General features: G+C 60.5%; 20 protein-coding genes. 6 read left to right on the top strand and 14 right to left on the bottom strand.

Annotated features, from left to right (window positions below; translation table 11 throughout):
- Positions 1 to 24: 24 nt before the first annotated feature.
- From gldD to mutY, 3 genes are all read right to left on the bottom strand, one after another.
- Entirely contained in the window at positions 25 to 612 is a 588-nt protein-coding gene (gldD, locus tag I2I01_RS12470) for a gliding motility lipoprotein GldD (protein ID WP_196286818.1), read from the bottom strand.
- Positions 613 to 768: 156 nt separating this feature from the next.
- Positions 769 to 1,203: a single-stranded DNA-binding protein gene (locus tag I2I01_RS12465; protein ID WP_196286817.1), complete on the bottom strand. Its 435-nt coding sequence runs from the start codon at positions 1,201 to 1,203 to the stop codon at positions 769 to 771.
- Positions 1,204 to 1,333: 130 nt separating this feature from the next.
- Positions 1,334 to 2,428 (bottom strand): A/G-specific adenine glycosylase, encoded by a 1,095-nt coding sequence (mutY, locus tag I2I01_RS12460; protein WP_211537934.1) that lies wholly within the window; start codon positions 2,426 to 2,428, stop codon positions 1,334 to 1,336.
- Between the two features lie 189 nt (positions 2,429 to 2,617).
- Here mutY and I2I01_RS12455 point away from each other — a divergent pair, with 189 nt between their 5' ends.
- From I2I01_RS12455 to I2I01_RS12445, 3 genes are all read left to right on the top strand, one after another.
- Positions 2,618 to 2,926 carry an HU family DNA-binding protein gene (locus I2I01_RS12455; RefSeq protein ID WP_196286816.1) on the top strand — a complete coding sequence of 103 codons (309 nt, stop codon included), beginning with the start codon at positions 2,618 to 2,620 and terminating at the stop codon, positions 2,924 to 2,926.
- Between the two features lie 121 nt (positions 2,927 to 3,047).
- A complete protein-coding gene (locus tag I2I01_RS12450) occupies positions 3,048 to 4,013 on the top strand; it encodes a tetratricopeptide repeat protein (RefSeq protein WP_196286815.1) in 966 nt (321 codons plus the stop codon).
- A gap of 426 nt (positions 4,014 to 4,439) precedes the next feature.
- Entirely contained in the window at positions 4,440 to 6,047 is a 1,608-nt protein-coding gene (locus tag I2I01_RS12445; protein ID WP_196286814.1) for an Rne/Rng family ribonuclease, read from the top strand.
- Between the two features lie 83 nt (positions 6,048 to 6,130).
- Here the strand turns inward: I2I01_RS12445 and I2I01_RS12440 are convergent, their stop codons facing one another.
- Positions 6,131 to 6,823, bottom strand: coding sequence for a porin family protein (locus tag I2I01_RS12440; protein ID WP_196286813.1), 693 nt, complete (start codon positions 6,821 to 6,823; stop codon positions 6,131 to 6,133).
- A gap of 80 nt (positions 6,824 to 6,903) precedes the next feature.
- Here I2I01_RS12440 and I2I01_RS12435 point away from each other — a divergent pair, with 80 nt between their 5' ends.
- Positions 6,904 to 7,929, top strand: coding sequence for a gliding motility protein GldB-related protein (locus tag I2I01_RS12435; protein ID WP_449555671.1), 1,026 nt, complete (start codon positions 6,904 to 6,906; stop codon positions 7,927 to 7,929).
- 121 nt (positions 7,930 to 8,050) lie between these two features.
- Positions 8,051 to 9,253, top strand: a complete 1,203-nt coding sequence (locus I2I01_RS12430; protein WP_196286811.1) for a glycosyltransferase family 4 protein — start codon at positions 8,051 to 8,053, stop codon at positions 9,251 to 9,253.
- Between the two features lie 111 nt (positions 9,254 to 9,364).
- Here I2I01_RS12430 and nth read toward each other — a convergent pair whose 3' ends face one another.
- From nth to I2I01_RS12415, 3 genes are all read right to left on the bottom strand, one after another.
- Positions 9,365 to 10,042: an endonuclease III gene (gene nth, locus I2I01_RS12425; RefSeq protein WP_196287570.1), complete on the bottom strand. Its 678-nt coding sequence runs from the start codon at positions 10,040 to 10,042 to the stop codon at positions 9,365 to 9,367.
- 391 nt (positions 10,043 to 10,433) lie between these two features.
- Positions 10,434 to 11,069 (bottom strand): RNA polymerase sigma factor, encoded by a 636-nt coding sequence (locus I2I01_RS12420; RefSeq protein WP_196286810.1) that lies wholly within the window; start codon positions 11,067 to 11,069, stop codon positions 10,434 to 10,436.
- A 291-nt stretch (positions 11,070 to 11,360) separates the two neighbouring features.
- Complete coding sequence (locus tag I2I01_RS12415; protein ID WP_196286809.1) at positions 11,361 to 11,765, bottom strand: hypothetical protein; 405 nt, start codon at positions 11,763 to 11,765, stop codon at positions 11,361 to 11,363.
- Between the two features lie 124 nt (positions 11,766 to 11,889).
- Here I2I01_RS12415 and I2I01_RS12410 point away from each other — a divergent pair, with 124 nt between their 5' ends.
- Positions 11,890 to 13,164 carry an MFS transporter gene (locus tag I2I01_RS12410; protein WP_196286808.1) on the top strand — a complete coding sequence of 425 codons (1,275 nt, stop codon included), beginning with the start codon at positions 11,890 to 11,892 and terminating at the stop codon, positions 13,162 to 13,164.
- Positions 13,165 to 13,243: 79 nt separating this feature from the next.
- Here I2I01_RS12410 and I2I01_RS12405 read toward each other — a convergent pair whose 3' ends face one another.
- From I2I01_RS12405 to I2I01_RS12375, 7 genes are all read right to left on the bottom strand, one after another.
- Positions 13,244 to 13,720 carry a hypothetical protein gene (locus tag I2I01_RS12405; RefSeq protein WP_196286807.1) on the bottom strand — a complete coding sequence of 159 codons (477 nt, stop codon included), beginning with the start codon at positions 13,718 to 13,720 and terminating at the stop codon, positions 13,244 to 13,246.
- Positions 13,721 to 13,755: 35 nt separating this feature from the next.
- A complete protein-coding gene (locus I2I01_RS12400; RefSeq protein WP_196286806.1) occupies positions 13,756 to 14,346 on the bottom strand; it encodes a nucleotidyltransferase family protein in 591 nt (196 codons plus the stop codon).
- A gap of 128 nt (positions 14,347 to 14,474) precedes the next feature.
- Complete coding sequence (locus I2I01_RS12395) at positions 14,475 to 16,808, bottom strand: xanthine dehydrogenase family protein molybdopterin-binding subunit (RefSeq protein WP_196286805.1); 2,334 nt, start codon at positions 16,806 to 16,808, stop codon at positions 14,475 to 14,477.
- A gap of 142 nt (positions 16,809 to 16,950) precedes the next feature.
- Positions 16,951 to 17,934, bottom strand: coding sequence for an FAD binding domain-containing protein (locus I2I01_RS12390; protein WP_196286804.1), 984 nt, complete (start codon positions 17,932 to 17,934; stop codon positions 16,951 to 16,953).
- A gap of 93 nt (positions 17,935 to 18,027) precedes the next feature.
- Positions 18,028 to 18,666: a (2Fe-2S)-binding protein gene (locus I2I01_RS12385; protein WP_196286803.1), complete on the bottom strand. Its 639-nt coding sequence runs from the start codon at positions 18,664 to 18,666 to the stop codon at positions 18,028 to 18,030.
- A 233-nt stretch (positions 18,667 to 18,899) separates the two neighbouring features.
- Complete coding sequence (locus I2I01_RS12380; RefSeq protein ID WP_196286802.1) at positions 18,900 to 19,961, bottom strand: ComEA family DNA-binding protein; 1,062 nt, start codon at positions 19,959 to 19,961, stop codon at positions 18,900 to 18,902.
- Positions 19,962 to 20,092: 131 nt separating this feature from the next.
- On the bottom strand, positions 20,093 to 21,574 hold the full coding sequence (locus I2I01_RS12375) for an alpha/beta hydrolase family protein (protein ID WP_196286801.1): 1,482 nt from the start codon (positions 21,572 to 21,574) through the stop codon (positions 20,093 to 20,095).
- Positions 21,575 to 21,687: the final 113 nt, after the last annotated feature.

Here is a 21,687-nt window from a genome sequence, read left to right as displayed (position 1 = left end):
AGCTTGTGGCTGAAAGCTTATGGCTCAATTTTTATACTTAAGCGTATTCAGCATCCGCACCATGTCCGTCTTCACGTACTCAATCACCGGGGCCAGCGAGTCGTTGGCCGTGGCCGTGCGGAAATAGAGCGCGCCGCGCAGGAAGTGCTTGGTGCTGTCGGTGGTGTAAAACTGAAACTGGCTTGGCACCTCACCCTGCAGTTCAAACACCGACGCCTTCATGCCGCTCGGCGTGCGCAAAATGCGTTCATCAATGGCCGTGGCCTTGATTTCGTGCTTGCCCGTAAGCTTGCGCGCGTCCTCCATCATCTTATTATAGAGGCGCCGGTCACGCTGCACGTCCATGTAAGTAATCTGCACGTTGGCGTGCAGCTTGGGGTAGTACACGTTCAGCCAGTGCGGCTGCGCCATATAAGAGGAGTCGCGCTTTATCACCGCTTCTTTTGAATACTCAAACGAATACGGGTGCCCGCCCGGTAGCTCCTGGTAGCGGTGCGCGGGCAAATCGATGCGGTTGTAGCCCTTGGGCTTGGGCGTAAAATCCGGCGTCGACGAACAGCTAGTCAATAGCGCCAGCCCCAGTAGCCCCGCCACGGTTGAAAAATATCTCATGCAAAAAGCGGCCTCAGCTTAAAGCGCCCCAGCCTTCCTGATTTCAAAGGTAACCAGTCCGGCAACGAAAAAAGCCCCGGCACAGTGCCAGGGCTCCTTGCTTATAATCGATTTGGACAGCTGCAGCCACAGGCCCGTCAGTCCAACTCCCGGTATTCAGAACGGCAGCTGGTCCAGCTCCGGCTCCTGCCGGAAGGTCTGCTGCGTTTCGGCCGGCGCGGTGCCGTTGCTTTCGCCAGCGGCGGCGCCCGCACCCTGCGGACGGCCGCCCAGCATCGAAATTTCATCAGCAATGATTTCGGTGATGTAGCGCGTCTGCTGGTCCTTGTCCTGGTACTGGCGGGTGCGCAGCTTGCCCTCGATATACACCTGCTGGCCCTTTTTGAGGTATTTGTCAGCCATGTCGGCCAAGCCGCGCCAGGCCGAGATGTTGTGCCACTCGGTGCGCTCCACGCGGTTGCCTTGCTTGTCCTTGTAATAGTCGTTGGTAGCGAGGGTGAAATGAGCCACGCTCACACCACCTTCCAAATGGCGCACTTCGGGGTCTTTCCCCAGGTTGCCTACCAAAATCACCTTGTTCACTCCGGCCATATTATTGCACGTTAGGAAATACAGAATCGAGCAAGCCACCCGGCTTGTTCTTGTCTCAAAGATAATAGCTTGAACCGGGAAAGCAATACCTTTTGCTAATAATTTTTGCCAAAAAATCTAAAAATATTGGTTAAAGCAATGGCCTGATATTCTGCTCAACATAATTAGCAATCAGTTGCGGCTTGGGCAGGGCCTCGATTTCCTCTACCGAGTAAGCCCGCAGCCCTAAGTCACGCAACGCCGCCTCGGGCAGCGGCTCCGCCAACGCCATTGGATGAAAGCGCACCTCCAGCTTCTGGTGGCTCAGCACGTGGCGGTAAGCCATAGTGGGCTCCGATGCCAGGCTGGTGTCCAGAGAGGCACCTAGGGCATCGAGGTGGCGCACCAATTCAGCGGCCGGCAACTCCGGCGTGGCGGTTTCGGCCAAAGCAAAGTCGTAGAGGCCCTGCCAGATGTCTTTCTCGCGCCGTTCGCGCAAGTAGGTTTGCTCGCCGTGGCGCAGCACGAAGTAGTGGAAGTAGCGCGTGCGCGCCGCCTTGGCCTTGCTCTTCACCGGCAGCAGCGCCACCTGCCCGTGCTGAAACGCCCAGCATTGGCTTTGCAGCGGGCAAAACAGGCAGTCGGGCTTGAGCGGCGTGCACTGAATGGCCCCAAACTCCATAATGGCCTGGTTGAAGTCAGCCGGTGCGGTAGCGGGAATGTGCTGGTCGGCCACCGCCTGAAACTCCTTGCGCGAACTGGGCGCCGCGATGTCGGAATGCAGCCCGAAAATGCGCGCCAGCACCCGGTACACGTTGCCGTCGAGCACGGCTACAGCCTCGTCGAACGCGAAGGAGGCAATAGCCGCGGCTGTGTACGGGCCTATCCCGCGCAGCTTCAGCAACTCGGTGTAGGAGTCGGGAAATTTGCCGCCGTATTCGGCCACAACTTGCTGGGCGGTGCGGTGCATGTTGCGGGCCCGCGAGTAGTAGCCCAGGCCTTGCCAATAGCGCAGCACCTCTGCCTCGGGCGCGGCGGCTAGCGCCTGCACCGTGGGGTAAGCCGCCAGGAAGGTTTCATAGTAGGGGAGGCCCTGAGCCACACGGGTTTGCTGCAAAATGACCTCCGACAGCCAGATGGCGTACGGGTCGCGGGTATGGCGCCAGGGCAGGTCGCGGTGGTGGCGCGGGTACCAGGCTAGCAGGGCCGACGCGAGAAAGGAAGGACGGGAAAGGGTTTTTGCCAAAATTTTGAAAGAGAATAAATTGTGCCCAGCCTTTGTTTGGGAGGGTACATTGGTAAAACGAAAAAATGGGGTTACCTTTGTGGCCCCAATTCGAGGGCGAACCGCCTACCAGGCAAAGGCTTACGCTGGAATTCGGGATTTTTTTGCCTAAAAACGTAATTTTTTCAACCACCTAAGTACCATACCAACGTGACTAAAGCTGAGGTAATCGCCGAAATCTCCACCAAGACCGGCATCGAGAAAGCAGACGTATTGATGACTGTTGAGGCTTTCTTCAAAGTCGTGAAAGATTCCATGACCGAAGGCAACAACATCTATGTTCGTGGCTTCGGCTCATTTGTCAACAAGAAGCGCGCCCGGAAAGTGGCCCGCAACATCTCGAAAAACACGTCGCTCATCATCGAGGAGCACTACATCCCGAGCTTCAAGCCTTCGAAGACTTTCGTTGCTAAAATCAAAAACAGCAAGAAAGTAAAGTCGACCGCTGCTAAAGCTTAGTCTATCAATGATTAACGGTTAGTGGTTGGCAGTCATTGACTAAAAACCACTGAAAATTGCCGGCCGCGCCGCCGGTGTCTTTTCCGCAAGGGAAAGCCCCGGCGGCCGGTTTTTTTCAGCCATGGCCACAACGTCCCGTTCTACTTCGCACCAACTAATTGTCCTTGCCGCGGCGCTTGCGCTGGTGGGCGGGCTTTTTGTGTTGCCGAAAGGCATCATGAAGCCCAAGGAAAGCCGTTCGGAGCTAAGCAAGGACGCGGCCGCCACGGCCAACCGCGACGGCGGTGGCTCCAAAACCAACGGCTCCAAAACGGAGGCTTCCTCGGGCCCGGTGCCAGCTACCGCCACCGACAACGGCGGCGCGCACTCCGACGATGACGGGCACGACCACAGCGCCACGGGCACGGCCGCCGCGCCGCACACCGCCGCTACGGCTGCCCAGCGCCAGGAGCTAAACCGCCTGCTGAAGGAATACAACGCCGCCGCTACGCCCGCTGCCAAGGCCACGGTGGCTACCACCCTGGCCCGCCGCTACAACGGTGTGGAGCGGTTCGACAGCGCTGGCTATTACCTGGAGCAAGTGGCCTTGGCCAAGCCCACTGCCGCTAACTGGCAGCAGGCCGCCGACGCTTACTACCAGGCCTTTAGCTTCGCGGCCACCGACGAGCGGGTGAAATTGCTTGGAGGCAAAACGCGCGAGCTGTATGCTAAAGTGCTGGAGAAAGAACCCGGCAACCTCGACGCCAAAACCAACCTCGGCATGGCCTACATGGCCTCCGACAACCCCGTTCAGGGTATTTCCTATCTGCGCGAAGTGCTGGAAGTTGACCCCCGCAACGAGAAGGCCCTCTACAATATGGGCATCTTGGCGGTGCAAAGCAACCAGTACGACAAAGCCGTGCAACGTTTCAAGGACTTGGTGAAAGTCAATCCGAAAAATGTGAACGGCCAATTTTACCTCGGCGTAACTTTGGCCCGCACCGGTGCCAAAGCCGAAGCCAAGCAGGCATTCCTCACCGCCAAAAGCCTCAGCAACGACCCGGCGCTGGCCGCTTCGGTAGAAGAGGAAATTGCCAAATTGAAGTAGGTTTTTGGTTGGTTGTTTTTGGTTTTTGGCAGTTCATTAGAATTGGATAAAGCCAAAGACAAATAACTAAAAACCACAAACAAAAAAACAGATACATCAACCCAACTTAACCCCCAAGCATCATGCCCTGCGGTAAAAAAAGAAAGCGTCATAAGATTGCCACCCACAAGCGCAAGAAGCGCCTGCGCAAGAACCGCCACAAGAAGAAGTAAGCCTCACGGGGCGTAGCGGCGGCCGGCAGTTTTCCTAACGGGAAGGGAGCCAGCCGCCTATCTCTCACGTAGCCTCCTGGGTGTGGCCGCGTTGGGCGCTTTTCCCGTGGCTCGCGAGGGAAGCCAGAACTTAGGGTTCTGGCTTCCCTTTGCCGGTTTCGGGGTAGTGCTGCGGCGGCGCGCAGGTGCAGGTTACTTTAACAAAACCAAGGCTTTGAGTAATGAATTAGTCATTAATTCTACTCAGGAAGGCGAGCGGATTGCGTTGCTGCAAGACAAGCGGCTGATTGAATACCATTTCGACCGCAACGACACCAACTACTCGGTTGGCGACATCTTCCTGGGCACCGTGAAAAAGGTGATGCCTGGCCTGAACGCAGCTTTCGTGGACATTGGCTACGAAAAAGACGCGTTTTTGCATTACGGCGACCTCGGCGAGCAGTACAACTCGTTCACGAAGTGGGCGCGCACCGTGCAGAGCGGCCGCGCCACCTCTGCCGGCCTCGAAAAATTCACGTTTGAACCTGTCCTCGACAAAGTAGGCAAGGCCGAGAACGTGTTTAAGAAAGGCCAGCAGATTGTAGTTCAGATTATTAAAGAGCCCATCTCAACGAAGGGCCCCCGCGTGAGCACCGACATCTCGATGGCCGGGCGCTACCTCGTGCTGATGCCGTTTTCGAACACCATCAGCGTGAGCAAAAAGATAGTGAGCAAAGCGGAGCGCGACCGCCTCAAGCGGCTCATTGCCAGCATCAAGCCCGATAACTTCGGTGTCATCATCCGCACGGTAGCGGAGGGGCGTGAGGTGGCTGAGCTTGACAAGGACATGCAGGACATGGTGGCCAAGTGGGAGCAGCTGTACACGACGCTGCGCACGGCCAAGCCCAACGATAAGGTGCTGGGCGAGCTCGGCCGCACGTCGTCCATGCTCCGCGACATGCTAAACGAGTCCTTTGACAGCATCATGGTCGACGCGCCGACCATGTATGAGGAGATGCGGGGCTATTTGCAGAAAATTGCCCCCGACAAGTTGGGCTTGCTGAAGCTGCACAACTCGAAAATCAAGATTTTCGAGCAAACCGGCATTGAGAAACAGCTGAAAACGCTGTTTGGCAAAACGGTGACCGTCCCTGGGGGCGGCTACCTCGTCATCGAGCATACTGAGGCCCTGCACGTCATCGACGTGAACTCGGGCAGCAAGAGCAACCAGGAAAACGACCAAGAAGCTACTGCGCTGATGATTAACATGCTGGCGGCCAAAGAAGTGGCCCGGCAGCTGCGCCTGCGTGACATGGGCGGCATCATCGTGGTCGACTTCATCGACATGCGCTCGGCCGAAAGCCGCAAGAAGGTGGAAGACGCCGTGCGCGACGTGATGAAGCACGACAAGGCTAAGTTTACAGTGCTGCCCATTACCAAGTTTGGGCTGCTGCAAATCACCCGGCAACGGGTGCGGCCGGCCGAGAACATCGTAACCGGCGAGGTGTGCCCCACCTGCGGCGGCACGGGCAAGATTTCGGCCTCCATCCAGGTGACGGACGACATCGACAACAGCATCGACGACCTGCTGGTAAACCAGAACCAGTCGGGCATCACGCTGTCGGTGCACCCGTTCCTGCACGCTTACTATACCAAAGGGCTGGTTTCGCGCCAGATGAAGTGGTATCTCAAGTACTATAAGTGGGTGAAAGTGGTGAAAGACAGCAGCCTCGGCCTCACCGACTACCGCATCGAGGACGAGCGGGGCGAGGAGATTCAGCTGCGCAGCCAGGCGGCGGCCATGAGCCGCTTGCAGGACCGCGAGGTGGAAATCGAGGATTAGCGTTTCGCTATTTCTCTCTGCTTGCCATAAGTAAAAAGCCCCAGCTTCGTGAGAAGCTGGGGCTTTTTGTTGGCGCTATGGATTTAGAACTTGATACCTAAGTCGAGGCCAAACGAACTGTTTTTGATGGTAACGTCGGAGAAGTCGCGCTTGCTTTCGAAATAGTGGTCGATGTCGACAAGGCCGCGGTGGTAGCCGAGGCCGGCAAAAAGCTTGGTGCTGCTGCCCAGCGCGTATTCAACGCCAGCACCTACAAGAGCATCGGCGTCAAAGAAATACATGTAGTCGCTGGCCTTATTCTCGGTGCCGGTACCAGGGTCGGTGTAGAATTTGCTTCCGTTGATGCGGGTGCCAATGGGTACATTTAGCGAGCCGCCGACCTGGAAGTAGAGGCGCGTGGCCGATGCAATTTCGTTGGTGAATAGCTTGACCGTGAGCGGTAGCTGCAAGTACTGCGTGGTCATTTTGTACGAGTTCTGGAACGCATTGCCCACACCGCTGCCGTTGTTGTAGTAATCGGTGTAGCGGATGCTGCCGCCCTTGCCGGCCAGTTCCAGGCCGGTACTGAAGGCGTAATTTTCGCCAAAGAAATAATCGACCACTAGGCCGCCGCTGAAACCAAGCTGGCTGCCGTCGCTGGCGAAGGCGTTTTTGGAAGCCGATTCGGCCCGTAGGCTGGTGATGGCAGGGGAAACTTTAAGGCCAATTTCGACTTGAGCCGAGGCAGTGCCAATAGCGGCGATAGAGGCGAGGGCGGCGAGAAATAGTTTTTTCATGCGTACGGGATATGGCTACTGCGAATGAAACCCACCGACTGCCGGTAGGATTTGGCTATTTTTACGCCAAAGTAACGAGCGTGAATACGAATAATTTCGCCTGGCGGCGCTGGCTGCCCCTGTTTTTAGTAGGAAGCCTTGGCCTCGCTGCCTGCGACAAAGGCCCCGCCGAAGGCTGCCGCGAAGATGCGGCCGCCGAAGCCGCACCGGTGCGCGTGCGGCTGAAGCATCTGGAATCGGCATTCTTTGCCATCAAGACGCCCGCCGATGCCCAGCGGTTTATGGACGCGAACCCGGCCTTTGCGCGCTACTACCTGCAACGCCAGCCGGCTACTGAGAAAGAGCTGGAAAATGGCCTGACGCAACTGGCCACCAATGCCGCACTGCAGCAGTTGGGCCGTGAAACGGCCGCCGCCTTCCCCGACAGCGCGGCGCTGCGGCACGATTTGGGAGAGATGTTCCGGCGGGTGCACCACTACTTCCCCGATTTCCGGGTGCCGCCCGCCAACACCTACGTAAGCGGTTTTCTGGCCAAGGATATTTATGTCAACGACAGCCTGTTGGTGATGAGCTTGGATTGGTTTGCCGGCCCCAAAGCCAGCAAGCGGCCCGACCTGCCCCAGTACATGCTGCGCCGCTACACGCCCGCTGGACTACTGCCGCTGCTGGCGCATAACGTATCGAGCAAATACAACCGCCACGAACTGACCGCCAACACCATGCTCGACGCCATGGTGCACGAAGGCAAGGCCCTCTACTTTGCCAGCCAGATGCTGCCCTGCGCCCCCGATTCGCTGCTCATGGGCTACACCCAGCGCGAAATGGTGGGCCTGGAAGCCAATGAACCCCGGGTGTGGGGCCATTTCCTGGAAAAAAACTTGCTGTATTCGACCACGCCCTTTCTACTGCAGAAGTACGTGGGCGAGCGGCCCAACGTGCCCGAAATCGACAAAACCTGCCCTGGCCGGGTGGGCCAGTGGGTGGGCCTGCAAATTGTGCGCAGGTACGTGGCGCAGCACCCCGACGTGACGCTGGGCCGCCTGATGGCCGAGAAGAATGCCCAGCGCATCCTGAACGAGTCGCACTACCGGCCCATGCACGAGTAATGGCAAAAATTATAGAGTTGTCATCCTGAGTGCAGCGAAGGACCTTATCACTGCTGAACATCTAATGTTCGACGTGGAAAGGTCCTTCGCTGCGCTCAGGATGACAGACTTTCATTAAGGCATGCACATCGCCGTTTTCAGCCAGTACCACACCAGCCCCGACTGCCCGGCCACTAGCCGGCACTATACGCTGCTGGCGCACATGGCCCGCACGCACCGGGTGACGCTGCTGACGACGCCGGCCTGGAAGCCCCAGCAGCTCACCCATGAGTTTCTGTGGGTGCCGGCCGGGGTGGAATTGCGCGAGGCGCAAGTGCCTTACGAGAATAAAATGGGGCCCTCGCGGCGGGCTTTGGCTTTTGCGCAGTACGCCGCCTGGGCAGTGCGTGAGGGTCTGCGAATTGACAAGCCCGACGTGATTTGGGGCATTAGCACGCCGCTCACGGCCGCCTGGGCGGCGGCGCAGGTGGCGCGCTGGCGGCGGGTGCCGTGGGTGTTTGAAGTGCAGGATTTGTGGCCGTCATTTCCTATTGCCATGGGGGCGGTGCCCACGGCGCTGGCCCGGCAGCAGCTGTTTCGGCTGGAGAAGCGCCTGTACCAAAGCGCCCGGCACGTTTTGCCGCTCTCGCCCGACATGACGCGCTACGTAACCGAACTGGGCATTGCGCCCGAAAAAGTCACGACCGTGCTTAATGGGACTGATTTGGAGCTAGCGGCCCGGGCTACGCCGGAAACGGTGGCGAAGCTCCGCCGGGAGCAGGGCCTGGCCGGCATGCAAGTCATTCTATACGCTGGCACATTCGGCCGGGCCAATGACATCCCCACGTTGGTGGCCGCCGCCGAAGCTATGGCTGCGACTGAGCCGGAGGCAGTGTGGCTGTTTTTGGGCCATGGGTTTTACGAGCCGCTGGTTGCGGCGGCGGCGGCGCGCTGGCCGGGGCGCATCCGGCTGGTGGGCGGGCAGGCACGGCACGAGGTATTCAACTGGTTTGCGCTGGCAGCGGTGTCGGTGGTGTCGTTTCTGGACATGCCGGTGCTGGATACTAATTCGCCTGCCAAGCTTTACGACTCGCTGGCGGTGGGTACGCCCGTCATCGTCACCAACCGGGGATGGACAAAGTCCTTGGTCGAGCAACACGGCTGCGGCTGGTACGTGCCCGCTGGCGATGCCGAGGCGTTGGTGGGGCAATTGCGCGCTTTGCTTGGCCAACCAGATAAGCTGGCGACTGCCGGAAAGCGAGGCCAGCACTTAGCTATTCAGGAATTCGACCGCCAACAACTCGCGGCAACAGTGCAGCAGGTGCTCGAAAAGGCAACACAATAGTTTTGTACTGCCGGTCGCGGCCTTTGTGCGGCCTTGTACCTTGAATTGAACTTTGTGTGCTAAAACTGAGGGTGAATTTTGATTTTGCGGTTGCGCAAGTTGCCTATGGCCCTATTCTCCGGGCAATGGAACGTAAGCCGCAGCTTTGCCGAAATGCTTCTCAAAGTAGGCGCAGCTGGGAGCCAGTGGGCAAATGCTGCACTTAGGCGAGCGTGCCACGCAGATGTAGCGGCCGTGCAAAATGAGCCAATGGTGCGCTTTGGGAATCACGTCTTCCGGGATGTATTTCACCAGGCCTTTCTCCACAGCCAGTGGTGTAGTAGCCGTTTTGGGCACCAGCCCGATGCGGTGCGACACCCTGAACACGTGCGTATCGACCGCCATGGTAGGCTGGTTATAAATGACAGACGCCACCACGTTGGCAGTTTTGCGGCCCACGCCAGGCAGGCGTTGCAGCTCATCAAGCTGGCTGGGCACTTCGCCGCCGAAGTCTTCGGTGAGCATGCGGCCCAGGCCGGCCAGGTGCTTGGCCTTGTTGTTGGGGTAGGAGATGCTGCTGATGAAGGGCAGGATTTCCTCGGCCGAGGCGGCGCCGAGGTGCGCGGCTGTTGGAAACTGCTGCAGCAGCGGTGGCATCACCATGTTCACGCGCTTGTCGGTGCACTGCGCGCTCAGCACCACGGCCACAATCAGTTCGTAGGGGTTGCCGTAAACCAGCTCGGTTTTGGGCTCCGGAAAGTTGGTGGTGAAGTAGTCGATGAAGTACTGAAATCGGTCGGCGCGGCGCATGGCGTTGGGTTGGGTACTCCACAAAAGTAAACGGTCATGCCGGGCGCAACCGAAGCATTTCGCGTCTAATAGCAAATCCAATTATCAGGATTACTACTGCACGCGAGATGCCTCGGCTGCGCCCGGCATGACCGTTCTCAGTTATAAATAAGATTTTCTAACTCCGTTGTTTCCGGGGCCGGCGCAGGGGCTGCAGCGGGTGCCAGAGGAAATTGAACGGACTTAGGATTTGGCTAAAAAAGTACGCGAGTAGCGCAAAATGGCCTCGGAGGTTCGGGCCCGCGGCTCGAGGCGAACGCCGTCGAGAGCCCGCTGGGCCAAAAGGAGGTCGGCGCACGTGGCTGCCAGTTCCGGGTCGTGCTGCAACGCCTCCTCTACCTCGCGCTGCCTTTCAGGAGGCAATTCGTTGTACACATACTGGAGCAGTGTCGAATGGGGTAAGGTTTGAATCATAATCGAGGGTGTTTGCGGTCATTTTCTTCCGCAGGTTTATCAGCGCATAGCGCATCCGGCCCAGGGCCGTGTTGATGCTAACGCCGGTTGCGTCGGCAATCTCCTGGAAGCTCATGTCGCCGTAGTGGCGCATCAGCAGCACCTCCTTTTGGGCGGCGGGCAGTTCCTGAATTAACGCCCGAAGGCGGGTATGGGTTTCCTCGCGGGCCAGGATGTCGTCCGGACCGTCGTCGGCGAGGGTGAGGGTGTTGCTCAACCGGTCGTTGTCGCTGAGGCTCACGTGGGGCGTGCGCTTGCCGCGGCGGAACGAGTCGATGGCCAGGTTGTGGGCAATGCGGCAAATCCAGGGGGCAAACTTGCCCTCTTCGTTGTAGCGCCCGCCTTTAAGGGTGTGAATGGCTTTGATGAAGGTGTCCTGCAACAGGTCCTCGGCCACGTCCTCGTCGCGCACGATTAGGAGGATGGTCGTGAACACACGACTGCGGTGCCGCTCCAGCAGGATAGCGAAGGCGGATTCCTGGCCAGCCAGGTAGAGCGAGATGAGCGCGGAGTCGCTCGGTTGCAAGAGGTCCATAAAGGGCTACGGAATAAGGGAACGTAGAGCTTTATGCCATAGTATGCAGTTACCGAGAAAAATTTTGGGAGCGACCGGTAGTCGGGATTTTTACCCGCTAGAATCGTTCCAAATGTAGAATAACGAAAAGCACTTGCGCAATACCCCTCAACGAAAAAATGCCAAAATTCTGTAGGTAAAAGCAAGCAACCTTCCGCAAAACTTCATCTACAACGTACTAGCGCATTTTTTGGGAATAAAAAATCTGAAAAAAGTTTCAAAAATATTTTTTAATTTTTCAAAAAGCTGAATTTAGGCTCCTAACCACTGATAGGCAGTTGCTTCTTCGGTGAAAATTTTGGTGTGGTAGCCGTGCTCAGGCCGGGTAGCGGCGCTGATGGCGGCTACCGAACTGGCCTGTGACTGTCGGGCGGCGCGCAGGGGCGAGATGAGAAAGGCAATGCGCACCGGCGCGGCATAGCGGCCAGGCAGCAGCGGGAAGAATTCGGTCTCGACCCACTGATTGATTTCGGCTGAGACGACTTCGTCGCGGCGGCGCAGGTCGAGCAGCCAGCGCCCGCAGCCGAGCGCATCGGCCGCGGCCAGGATGGCCTGGTAGCCAGCCTGCAACTCGGGCGCTGTGATTTCGCGCTGCCAGCGGGCCACAATGGCGGGCAGGTCGGGTCGCGGAGTGATTTCGAGGCCGAAATTGGACATGGGCCGGATGAGCGGTGAGAGTCAGTTTACAAGGTAAGCGCAAGGTGGGGCTGTGCCCAAAGGCTGGGCCGGCGGGGGCTACTTTTGCGGGCACGCGCCGTAAAGCGTCCTTTCTACGTTATCCATGCTGCCTTCTGCTGATTCGGCTCCGGCCCACGACCCATACGCGGCCCTGCGCGTGCCCGATTTTCGCCGCTTGGTTTCGACCCGCACGCTGCTCACCGTAGCCACGCGCATTCAGGGCCTGGTAGTGAGCTGGCAGATTTACCACCTCACCGGCGACCCACTGGCACTGGGCCTCATTGGGCTGTCGGAGGCCATTCCGAGCATCGTGGTGTCGCTTTACGCCGGTTACGTGGCCGATACTGTGCGGCGGAAGCGCATTGTGGTGCTGGCGTTGGCCGTGCTGGTGCTGTGCGCGGCGGCGTTGGCGGCGCTGGCCAGCCCCTACGGTATCGGGCTGTTGGCTAAAGGGTCGCTCTACACGCTGCCGCTGTACGCCGTGATTTTTGTGAGCGGGTTAGCGCGGGGCTTCATGGGGCCGGCGCTGTTTTCGTTTATGCCGCAGCTGCTGCCCGATAGGGCGCTGCTGCCCAACGCCATTACCTGGAACAGCACTACCTATCAGGCATCGGCGGTGCTGGGGCCGGCGCTGGGCGGTTTTCTCATTGAGCCGCTGGGCGTGGCCTGGTCCTACGCGGTGGGGCTGGGGCTGCTGGTGCTGGGGCTGGTGCAGTTTGCGCGCATTGCCGACCGGCCACTGCCGCCCATGGAAGGCGAACGCCTGAACCTGAAAGACAGCGTGCTGAGCGGCCTACGCTTCATTTTTGGCAACCAACTGGTGCTGGCGGCTTTGTCGCTGGACATGTTTGCGGTGCTATTTGGAGGGGCGGTAGCGCTGCTGCCGGTGTTCGCCTCCGACATTCTGAAAGTGGGCGCCCGCGGCTTCGGGCAACTGGAGGCAGCGCCGGCCATTGGCTCGGTGCTGATGGCCATTTTCCTGACCTATTACCCGCTGAAGCGCAAGGCCGGGCTGAAGCTGCTGGGTGCGGTGGCGGGTTTTGGGCTGGCCACCATCTGCTTCGCGCTATCGAAAAACTTTTACCTGTCGCTGTTCCTGCTCTTTATGACGGGCGTGTTCGACTCGGTGTCGGTGATTGTACGCTCCACGCTCATTCACGTGTACACGCCGGAGTACATGAAAGGGCGGGTGTCGGCGGTGAACAACATCTTCATCGGCTCCAGCAACGAGATTGGGGCCTTTGAGAGCGGCACGGCGGCGCGGCTACTGGGCACGGTGCGCTCGGTGGTGTTTGGCGGGCTGATGACGCTACTGGTGGTGGCCATCACCACCTGGCGGGCCGACAAGCTGCGCAAGTTGGAGTCGGGCACGAAGTAGCAAAAAAAGCCCGCCGCCCGGCCGTGGGTGCACGAGCGGGACGACGGGCGAATTGATGAATTAAAGTTGGTGCGGACGCTTACTGAACCTGCACGGTAATGGTGCGCGAGCAAGTGTCTCGCTCAAAATTGGGCCGGGCCGCGTCGAGGTCTAGGCTGGCTTTCACCGACCCGTTCACGATGAGGTCGGTGTGGATTTTGCCGCGAGGCGCGGGGTTGTAGGGGTAATATGGGTTCACTACGACATTGGGGTACCAAACCCGGAAGGTGTATTCACCAGTGGGAAATTCGGCCGGCGGGGTCACCTCGGCCGTTCCGCCGTAGGAATCGGTGTTGCCCCCCACCTTGAGCAAGTAGGACGGCGTGCCGCTGGTCCGTTTCACCTGCACGTAGGCCATGCTGTTGGTGGCGTCGGTTTGCAGGCGGCTAATGGAGAGTTTGGCCGTGGCAGCGGTAGGAGAGGGAGAAGATTTTTTGCCGCAACCGGCCAAGCTGGCCAATGAAAGCAGGCCAACCGCAAGCAGCGGCAGGGCAGAAGTGGGTAGCGTTCTATTCATGCCGGGAAGTACCAGATAAAAATCGGCATTTGCCCTCACAGAGCAACATAATCTTCCGCTGTGTCGACATCGACTGCGCCACCGGCAAACGTCACGGCGGGCAAGTGCACGTAGCGCTGCAGCAGGTGGCGGGCGCCGGCAGCCCCGTCCAAGGCCCGCAGCTCATCGAACACGCTGCGCGCAAACAGCGCCGGCACCCCCCGGGTGCCGGCGTAGGCCGAAGCCACTACCGCTTGCCCAGTAGTTAGAAATTGCTGCCTAAGCTCTTGCAACACCTCCGCCGAAAGCAAAGGCTGGTCACAGAGCATCACCACGACGGCCGTCAGGTCGGGGTGTTCGGCCTCCAGCGCCTGCAGGCCTGCCGCGATGGAACTACCCATGCCTGTGGCCCAATTGGGGTTGCGGTGAACGGCAAAACCCAATCCATCGACTTCCGGAAGTAGCTCGGCGTGGAGGGCGCCGGTGAGCAGCAGGCGCGGGGCACAGCCGCTGGCCGCTGCTGTTTCGGCTGCGTGGCGGAGCAGGGTGCGGCCGCGGTAAGGCAGCAACTGCTTCGGCCGGCCCATGCGGGTGGAGGCGCCGGCGGCCAGCAGCAGCAGGGCGATAGAAGCGTGAGGAGTAAGCATTTAAGGAACGGATGTCATCCTGAGCGCAGCGAAGGAACTTGTCACGACTGAACAGCTACTGTTTAAGCGTGAGAAGGTCCTTCGCTGCGCTCAGGATGACAGCTGGATAAACCAACAGCTGGATAAAATTACACCGACTTCGTGCTCAAAATCTTGTCCGGCGTAATGGGCAAGTCGCGCACGCGCTTGCCGGTGGCGTGGAACACAGCATTGGCCACGGCAGCCGTCACGCCCACCATGGAGATTTCGCCGATGCCCTTCACACCCATGGCGTTTATGTATGGGTCGTGCTCGTCGATGAACTCTACGGTCATGTCCGGAATGTCGGCATTCACGGGAATGTGGTAGTCGCCGAGGTCGGCGTTGGTGTAGCGGGCGTAGTGCGGGTCGCGGGCGGTAGCCTCCATCAGGGCCGCGCCGATGCCGAAAATGCTGCCGCCGATAATCTGGCTGCGGGCCGTTTTGGCGTTGAGAATGCGGCCGGCGCCGTGCACGCTCACCCAGCGCGTCACGCGCACAGTGCCCAAATCGGGGTCGACCTGCACCTCGCAGAAGTGCGCGCCGAAGGAGTGCATAGAGTGCTTGGCCTCCGATTCGGTGTTGTTTTGGGGGCCGGCGGGGTTGCTGGGGCGGCCGGTTTCGTAGCCGGCGCCGTATTTGCCCTGGCCACTACCTTCGATATCGTCCATTCCAGCGCGCTTCATCAGGGCCATGAAATGTTCACCTTTGGCGGCGTCTTTCTTCAATTGCAACCGCCCATTTTCGGCGGTAACGTCTTCGGCTTTGGCTTGGAAGAGCGGCGATTTGGGGTCTTTGATGGCCACTTTGGTGAGGCGTTCCCACACGTCTTGCGCGGCCATGTAGACGGACGACGACACCGTGCCCGCCGCCACCGAGCCGCCCGAATTGGGCGCGGTGGGCAGCTTGGTGTCGCCCAGCTCGAAGCGGATTTTGTCGGGCGCCAGGCCCAGCGAGTCGGCTGCCACCTGCGTCATCACGGTGTAGGTGCCGGTGCCCAGGTCGGTGGCGCCCGCTTGCACCACGGCGTGGCCGTCGGCGTAGAGGCGCACACGGGCTGTGCCCTGCGAGTTGTGCACCGGGTAGCTGGCCGTGGCCATGCCGTAGCCCACCAGCAGGCGGCCGTTGCGGGTGGCGCCGGCTTTGGGGTTGCGCTTGCTCCAGCCGAACAGCTCGGCGCCGCGGGCGTAGCACTGGCGCAGGCTTTTGCTGCTCCAGGGCTGGCCGGTGCTGGGGTCTTTCTCGGCGTAGTTGCGCAGGCGAATTTCAATGGGGTCGATACCCAACTGGTAAGCCAAATCATCCATCGAGCACTCAATGGCGAAGGAACCCGGCGCCTCACCGGGGGCGCGGGTGAAGGTCGACGTCATCACGTTGGCCCGGCCCAACTCGTAGTGCGACTCGAACGTGGGGCTGTCGTAGAGAAGGTTGATGATTTTGCTGTTGGCCTCGGCGTAATTATCCCAGGGCGAGGTGGTAGAGGTTTTCTCGTGAATGAGCGCCAGCAGCTTGCCTTCTTTGCTCGCGCCCAGCGTCAGCGTCTGGGTCTGGTCTTCGCGGTGGCCCATGCTGGTGAATTGCTGCTTGCGCGAGAGCACCAGCTTCACCGGCCGTCCCACGGCCTTGGCGGCTTGCACCGTGAGCACCGTGTGCGGCCAGCACGAGCCCTTGCAGCCAAAGCCCCCGCCCAGAAACTTGGTGATGACGCGCACCTGGTCCTGCGGTAGGCCCAGGTAGGCGGCCAGCGCCTTCTGCGTGCGCGTCACGCCCTGGGTCGACTCGTACACCGTCACGCGGTCGGGCGCCTCCCAAATGGCGGTGGTGGCGCCCGGCTCCATGGGGTTGTGGTGGTTGATGGCGTGGGTATAGGTGGCCGTTAGCTTGATGGGGGCGCTGGCCAGGGCCGCTTGCGCATCGCCACGGCGGGTGTAGCCATCCTGCTTGCCGTCCTGAATTTTCTCGGGGTTGAACAGCCGGGCGCGCTTGTCGGTATAGGCGGCAATAGGCGCCTCGGCGGCGTAGTTCACCCGTACCAGCGCGGCCGCCTGAGTAGCACGCTCAAACGTGTCGGCTACCACCAGCGCTACCGGCTGACCAGCGTAATGAATGACGTCCGAAGTCATGGGTAAAAAGCCCATGGGGGCGCCAATGGCCTTTTTGCCCTCGGGGTCGTTGGGCGTTTTGGCCAGTTTGGGCAGGTTGAGGTGCGTAAGAATCTGAACTACGCCGGGCTCCTTCATCGCCAGGCTGGTGTCGATGCTCTGCACGCGGCCTTTGGCGATGTCGCTGGTTTTGAGCACGCCGTACACCAGGCCCGGCAGCGGGTACTCGGCCGAGTATTTGGCCTTGCCCATCACCTTGTCCCGGCCGTCCACGCGGTTCAGCGGCTTGCCTACCACGCCGGGCGTCGGGGAGGTTTCGAAAAAAGCGGGTTCGTTTTCCATGACCATTTGGATTGGTTGGGACGACCCAGCAGGCCGTCATGCAGAGCGCAGCGAAGCATCTCGCCTGTGGTAGTAAATCAAAAGACTGGATTAGCAATGCAAGCGAGATGCTTCGCTGCGCTTTGAAGACGTTCTATGGTGCCTATGCCGCCGACAGCTCCAGCAGCGCCCGCACCAGCGTATTCTGCGCCAGCTCCACCTTGAAGCGGTTTTGCTCACGGGGCTGGGCATCGCGCAGGGCGGCGGCCGCTGCTGCCCGAAACGTAGCCTCCGTTGCTGGCGCGCCGGTAAGTATTTTCTCAGCGGCCACCGAGCGCCAAGGCTTGGTGCCCACGCCGCCCAGCGCCACCCGCGCCGAACGAATCTGCCCGCTTTGCACGTCGAGCCCCACGGCTGCCGAAGCCAGCGCGAAGGCATAGGAGGCCCGGTCGCGCACCTTCAGGTACTTGGATTTGCGGGCGTGGGCTGCCGCCGGCACCGTCACTGATACGATGAGCTCACCGGGTTCCAGCACGGTTTCGCGCTGGGGCGTGTTGCCGGGCACCACGTGGAAATCGACCAACGGCACGCGGCGCTGCTTGCCCTTGGCGTTTTCCAGCAATAGCACGGCATCGAGGGCGGCCAGGGCCACGCCGAGGTCGCCGGGGTGGGTGGCGATGCAGGCTTTGCTGCCGCCCAGAATGGCCAGGTTGCGGTTTTCGCCCTCCTGCGCCGGGCAGCCCGAACCGGGATTGCGCTTGTTGCATGGAAACGCCACGTCGCGGAAGTAGCCGCAGCGCGTGCGCTGCAGCAGGTTGCCGCCGATGCTGGCCATGTTGCGCAGCTGCGGCGAGGCGGCCAGCAGCAGGGCTTGCGAAATCACCGGGTAGTTCTGCACCACCAGCGGGTGCTCGCCCACGTCGCTCATGCGCTCCAGCGCGCCGATGCGCAGCCCGTCAGCTGTCTGCTCAATGCCTTTAAAGGGCACCATATTAATATCGACAAGCTGGCTGTGGTTTTCCACGTTCAGCTTCATCAAGTCGAGCACCGTGGTGCCGCCCGCAATGAAGGCCGCGCCTTTGGTACCGGCCACGGCGGCGGTGGCGTCTTTGGCCTGGCTGGTCTGGAGGTAGGAGAAGTTGTTCATTAGGCTAGTTGTTAGTTGCTTGTTGTCAGTTGTTAGAGCGTTGAAAATGGTCTGGCTTGTGCTGACAACTAACAACGAGCAACCGACAACTAATTACCCCTTAAACCCGCTCTTCTCCACTTCCCGAATAGCGGCCACAATGTTGGGATAGGCGCCGCAGCGGCAGAGGTTGCCGCTCATCCACTCGCGCACATCGCCGTCGGTTTTGGCGTGGCCTTCCTTGATGCAGGCCACGCCCGACATGAGCTGGCCTGGCGTGCAGTACCCGCACTGAAAGCCGTCGTGGTCGAGGAAAGCTTGCTGCAGCGGGTGCAGCTCTTCGCCTTTGGCCAGCCCTTCCACGGTGGTGATTTCCTTGCCCTGCGCCATCACGGCCAGCATGAGGCAGCTGTTAACGCGGCGGCCGTCCACCAACACGGTGCAGGCGCCGCACTGGCCGTGGTCGCAGCCCTTTTTCGAGCCGGTGAGGTCGAGTTTTTCGCGCAGCGCGTCGAGCAGGCTCACACGCGGCTCAGCCTTGAAGGTGCGTACCGTGCCGTTAACTTTTAGACGCATTTCGGTCACGCCCTCCACCTTTTTTGACATGGCGGTCAGGCGCTCGGCCTGGCTCACCAGCGGCGGGGCCAGGGCCAGCCCCAGCAGCCCTGAAGCTTGCTTCATGAATGTGCGGCGGCCGTCATTAGACGGCAACTCGTCGGAACCAGCGGGGGAAGTGGTAAAATCGTCGGTCATAGCGCGCGGGAGTTTGAGCGGGCTAGTAATACTTGATTTACACCGGAATTGTTGGCAAAAGGCCTCGGCTTATCGGCTGGATAAAGAGCCGTTTAAATAGTGCATTATGGTGGAGCTGCAATATGCCGGTAGTCGCCCGGAGGCCCTGTTGGCTTCATTGCTTGGGCCGTCTTTCGCTGGGCTAGCGCTAATTGAAAATCCGTCGGACCCTGTGGCCGGGTTCAGCACGGCAGCTACTCAACGCGCACGTAGGGCCGCATCTTCTCAATATCGGCGGGCTTGAGAACCGGAACTTGCTTTAAATCTTCCACCGATTTGAAAGGCCCATGCTGCTGCCGATAGGCCACAATGAGGCGCGCCCGTGGCTTGCCTATGTAGGGCTGCAAATACAGTTCATCGAAGGTGGCCGTGTTCAGATTCACGGCTCTGGGCGTGAAGCCAGGTGCCACAAAGGTGTATTTCTTGAGGCTGTCGCGCAGGTCGGGCGCGTCGCGCAGCACAAACACCTCGTCCAGCTGGTCTTCGCGTACGTAGCCACCCAGCTGGTTGCGGTACTTTACCACCCATTTGGCCCGGCCGGAGCCGATGCCGCGAATCTGCATCAGCTGCGTGGTATCGGCCAGGTTCAGGTCGAAGGGCTGCAGGTTGCGAGGCTTGCGGGGGAATTTTGAGGGCGCTGCTTCGCTGGCGGCAAAGGCCGGAAACCTGCCATCGGGACCGGGTCGGCCGGCGGCGTAGTCGGGCCGCTCGCGCTTGGGGGCCTCATCGGGCAGCTGCATGAAAGGGGCCAGGCGCTGGTACACGGAATCCTCCAGCCCGTACATCTTTTTCACTTGCGCCTTGGCCTTGAAGCCTCCGGCGGCCTCGCGGTATTTCACGATGCGGGCGGCCACAAAGTGAGGCACGCCCCGCGCCTCCCAGCCTTCGGCCGTGAGGGCATTGGGGTCGAAAGGGCTGAGGGGCACCTGGGGCACGGTTGGGAACCGCGACTCATTGCGCTCTAGCTTTTGGTAGTCGCGTTTCGGGTAGCGGGTGGCGTAGCCCTGCTCCACCGTGCGGTGTTCCTTCAATTGGGCGGCTAGCTCATCAAGGCCCTTTTGGTCGGCGGCGGGCAGGTAGGTGGGCAGCTCCGGCCGCAGTAGAATGGGGGCCACAATGGTGAGCAGCATGAGCAGCAGCAGCCCCGCCAGGCCCCGCGCTTCGCTGCGCGAATAGCCAAAGGAGCGCCGCACCCAGCGCATCGGGGCCGAGTCGTCCCAGGTGCGTGAAGGCCGGGGCGGGGGAGTAGGTGCCATAAGGGGGCAGGGCCGCCAAGTGGCCCGAGTGGGTAGAGGCAAGGCAGAAAGCCAGCCCGTTAGGCCGGCTGCTGCGCAATGATAGAAATAAATTCATCATTCCCGCTACTCCGAAGAGGGCGTGGCCCGGCCTAGCTGCGGGTGCGGTTGGTGCTGGGCGTGCGGTTCACCTTGCGCGAAGGGCCGGGGCGCTTCACGGTCACGGGCAAAGGGCCGCCGGGTGGCGTGGTTTCGCGGGCCACCCAGCTGTGTACGAGCTTCAATGCCTCGGGCGAAAAAACGGCTTGCGGGGCCCCATTCACCAGCGGCCACGCGGCCGCCGGGGCCTGAAACAGGTGGTTGACACCGGTGAGCTTGTAGGAGGTGGCCGTGCGCTTGGCGTGACGTAGGGCCTTGTAGAGCGGCGTCATGTTGCGCCGGGCCGATACCTGCAGGTCGGCCGTGCCATTGAGCAGCAGCACCGAGCACTGCACCTTGTCGAGCTTGGCCTGCGGGTCGAAATCGAAGAAATAACGCGCCCAGGGCGAGGTGAGCTGCACGGCGCGGGCGCGGGCCATGCTGCCGTCGAGGCCCAGGTTGGCGCCCGCCAGCAGGGCGGCCACCTTGGTGCGCGCCGCGGCATTGTCGGGCGTTTGGCGAATGATGCTCACCGTGCGTTGGTACACTTCCTGTGCGGCTTTCACCTGTGCCGGGTCGGCCCCGATGAGGCGCATGATTTCGCCCTGCTGACGCAGCAGCACGTCGTAGCCTGTTTGCCCGTAGCCCGCCAACGACACCACAAACGCCGGCGCCCGGCCGGCCCCAGCCGCCGCTAGCAGGGCCACGTTGGCGCCTTCGCCATGCCCCAGCAGCCCCACGCGGTGCGCCGCCACCAGCGGGGTAGCCCGCAGCTGAGCCAGCGCCGCCTGGGCGTCGGTCACCAGGTCGGCGGTGGTGGCGCTGGCGTAGGTGCCGCCCGATTTGCCCACGCCCCGGTCGTCGAAGCGCAGCACGGCCACGCCGTGGCGGGTGAGGTAGTCGGCCAGCTGGCCAAACATGCGGTAGCCGGGCACTTCCACCTCCCGGCTTTGCGGGCCCGAGTCGGACAGCAGCACCACGCCCGCAAACGGGCCTTCGCCGGCGGGCACGGTGAGAGTGCCGGCCAGGCGGTGCTTGGTGACGGGGTTGGTGAAGGTGATGTCGGTTTGACGATAAGGCGGCGTGGCCTTGAACTTGGTAGCGGCCTGGGTAGAAGCAGTTGCCTGCTTCAGCACCATGGGGGCCGTCACGCCGGGCTGCTTCCAGGTGCCGCTGAAGGTGGCACCGTTGTCCTGAATCTTGCCCACGAAGCTGCTGCCCGCCTGCTCAATGCGCAGGGTGAGGTTGTCGTCTTTCACCTCCACCTCCACCGGCATGCGGCTGATGCGCTGCTGCGGCGCGTCGAGGGCGGCGTAGTAAGTGCCGTTGGTGAGTGGCACAATGGTGATGACGATGTTGATTTCGCCCCCCAGCAGTTTCAGAGGGCCGCGCCATTGCCCATTGAGGGGTGTCGGAGCCAGCGGGTTGGCTACCGCAACTGAGAATTGGATAATCGAAGCCAGAAAAAATAATGCGGCTTGTATAAATCTTGTCATGGAATCGGACAATAAAAACGCGTATCGAATAGCTTACTGAGGCAAATTTATACTAAAAAGTACAACATAAGTTTTGACAGAAGCCAAATGAGCGGCTTTGAAATAATCAATTA

Origin of the sequence: Hymenobacter properus, from assembly GCF_015694735.1 — a bacterium.
In the GTDB taxonomy this organism is placed as follows: Bacteria; Bacteroidota; Bacteroidia; order Cytophagales; family Hymenobacteraceae; genus Hymenobacter; species Hymenobacter properus.
The sequence above is the reverse complement of the archived record's forward strand: the minus strand, read 5'-3'. Positions and strand labels throughout refer to the sequence as shown.

Bases quoted from the DNA above. Each gene is read 5' to 3' on its own strand.
- gldD (WP_196286818.1), bottom strand. From the start codon at position 612: ATGAGATATTTTTCAACCGTGGCGGGGCTACTGGGGCTGGCGCTATTG.
- I2I01_RS12465 (WP_196286817.1), bottom strand. From the start codon at position 1,203: ATGGCCGGAGTGAACAAGGTGATTTTGGTAGGCAACCTGGGGAAAGAC.
- I2I01_RS12450 (WP_196286815.1), top strand. From the start codon at position 3,048: ATGGCCACAACGTCCCGTTCTACTTCGCACCAACTAATTGTCCTTGCC.
- I2I01_RS12440 (WP_196286813.1), bottom strand. From the start codon at position 6,823: ATGAAAAAACTATTTCTCGCCGCCCTCGCCTCTATCGCCGCTATTGGC.
- I2I01_RS12430 (WP_196286811.1), top strand. From the start codon at position 8,051: ATGCACATCGCCGTTTTCAGCCAGTACCACACCAGCCCCGACTGCCCG.
- nth (WP_196287570.1), bottom strand. From the start codon at position 10,042: ATGCGCCGCGCCGACCGATTTCAGTACTTCATCGACTACTTCACCACC.
- I2I01_RS12420 (WP_196286810.1), bottom strand. From the start codon at position 11,069: ATGGACCTCTTGCAACCGAGCGACTCCGCGCTCATCTCGCTCTACCTG.
- I2I01_RS12415 (WP_196286809.1), bottom strand. From the start codon at position 11,765: ATGTCCAATTTCGGCCTCGAAATCACTCCGCGACCCGACCTGCCCGCC.
- I2I01_RS12410 (WP_196286808.1), top strand. From the start codon at position 11,890: ATGCTGCCTTCTGCTGATTCGGCTCCGGCCCACGACCCATACGCGGCC.
- I2I01_RS12405 (WP_196286807.1), bottom strand. From the start codon at position 13,720: ATGAATAGAACGCTACCCACTTCTGCCCTGCCGCTGCTTGCGGTTGGC.
- I2I01_RS12400 (WP_196286806.1), bottom strand. From the start codon at position 14,346: ATGCTTACTCCTCACGCTTCTATCGCCCTGCTGCTGCTGGCCGCCGGC.
- I2I01_RS12395 (WP_196286805.1), bottom strand. From the start codon at position 16,808: ATGGAAAACGAACCCGCTTTTTTCGAAACCTCCCCGACGCCCGGCGTG.
- I2I01_RS12390 (WP_196286804.1), bottom strand. From the start codon at position 17,934: ATGAACAACTTCTCCTACCTCCAGACCAGCCAGGCCAAAGACGCCACC.
- I2I01_RS12385 (WP_196286803.1), bottom strand. From the start codon at position 18,666: ATGACCGACGATTTTACCACTTCCCCCGCTGGTTCCGACGAGTTGCCG.
- I2I01_RS12380 (WP_196286802.1), bottom strand. From the start codon at position 19,961: ATGGCACCTACTCCCCCGCCCCGGCCTTCACGCACCTGGGACGACTCG.
- I2I01_RS12375 (WP_196286801.1), bottom strand. From the start codon at position 21,574: ATGACAAGATTTATACAAGCCGCATTATTTTTTCTGGCTTCGATTATC.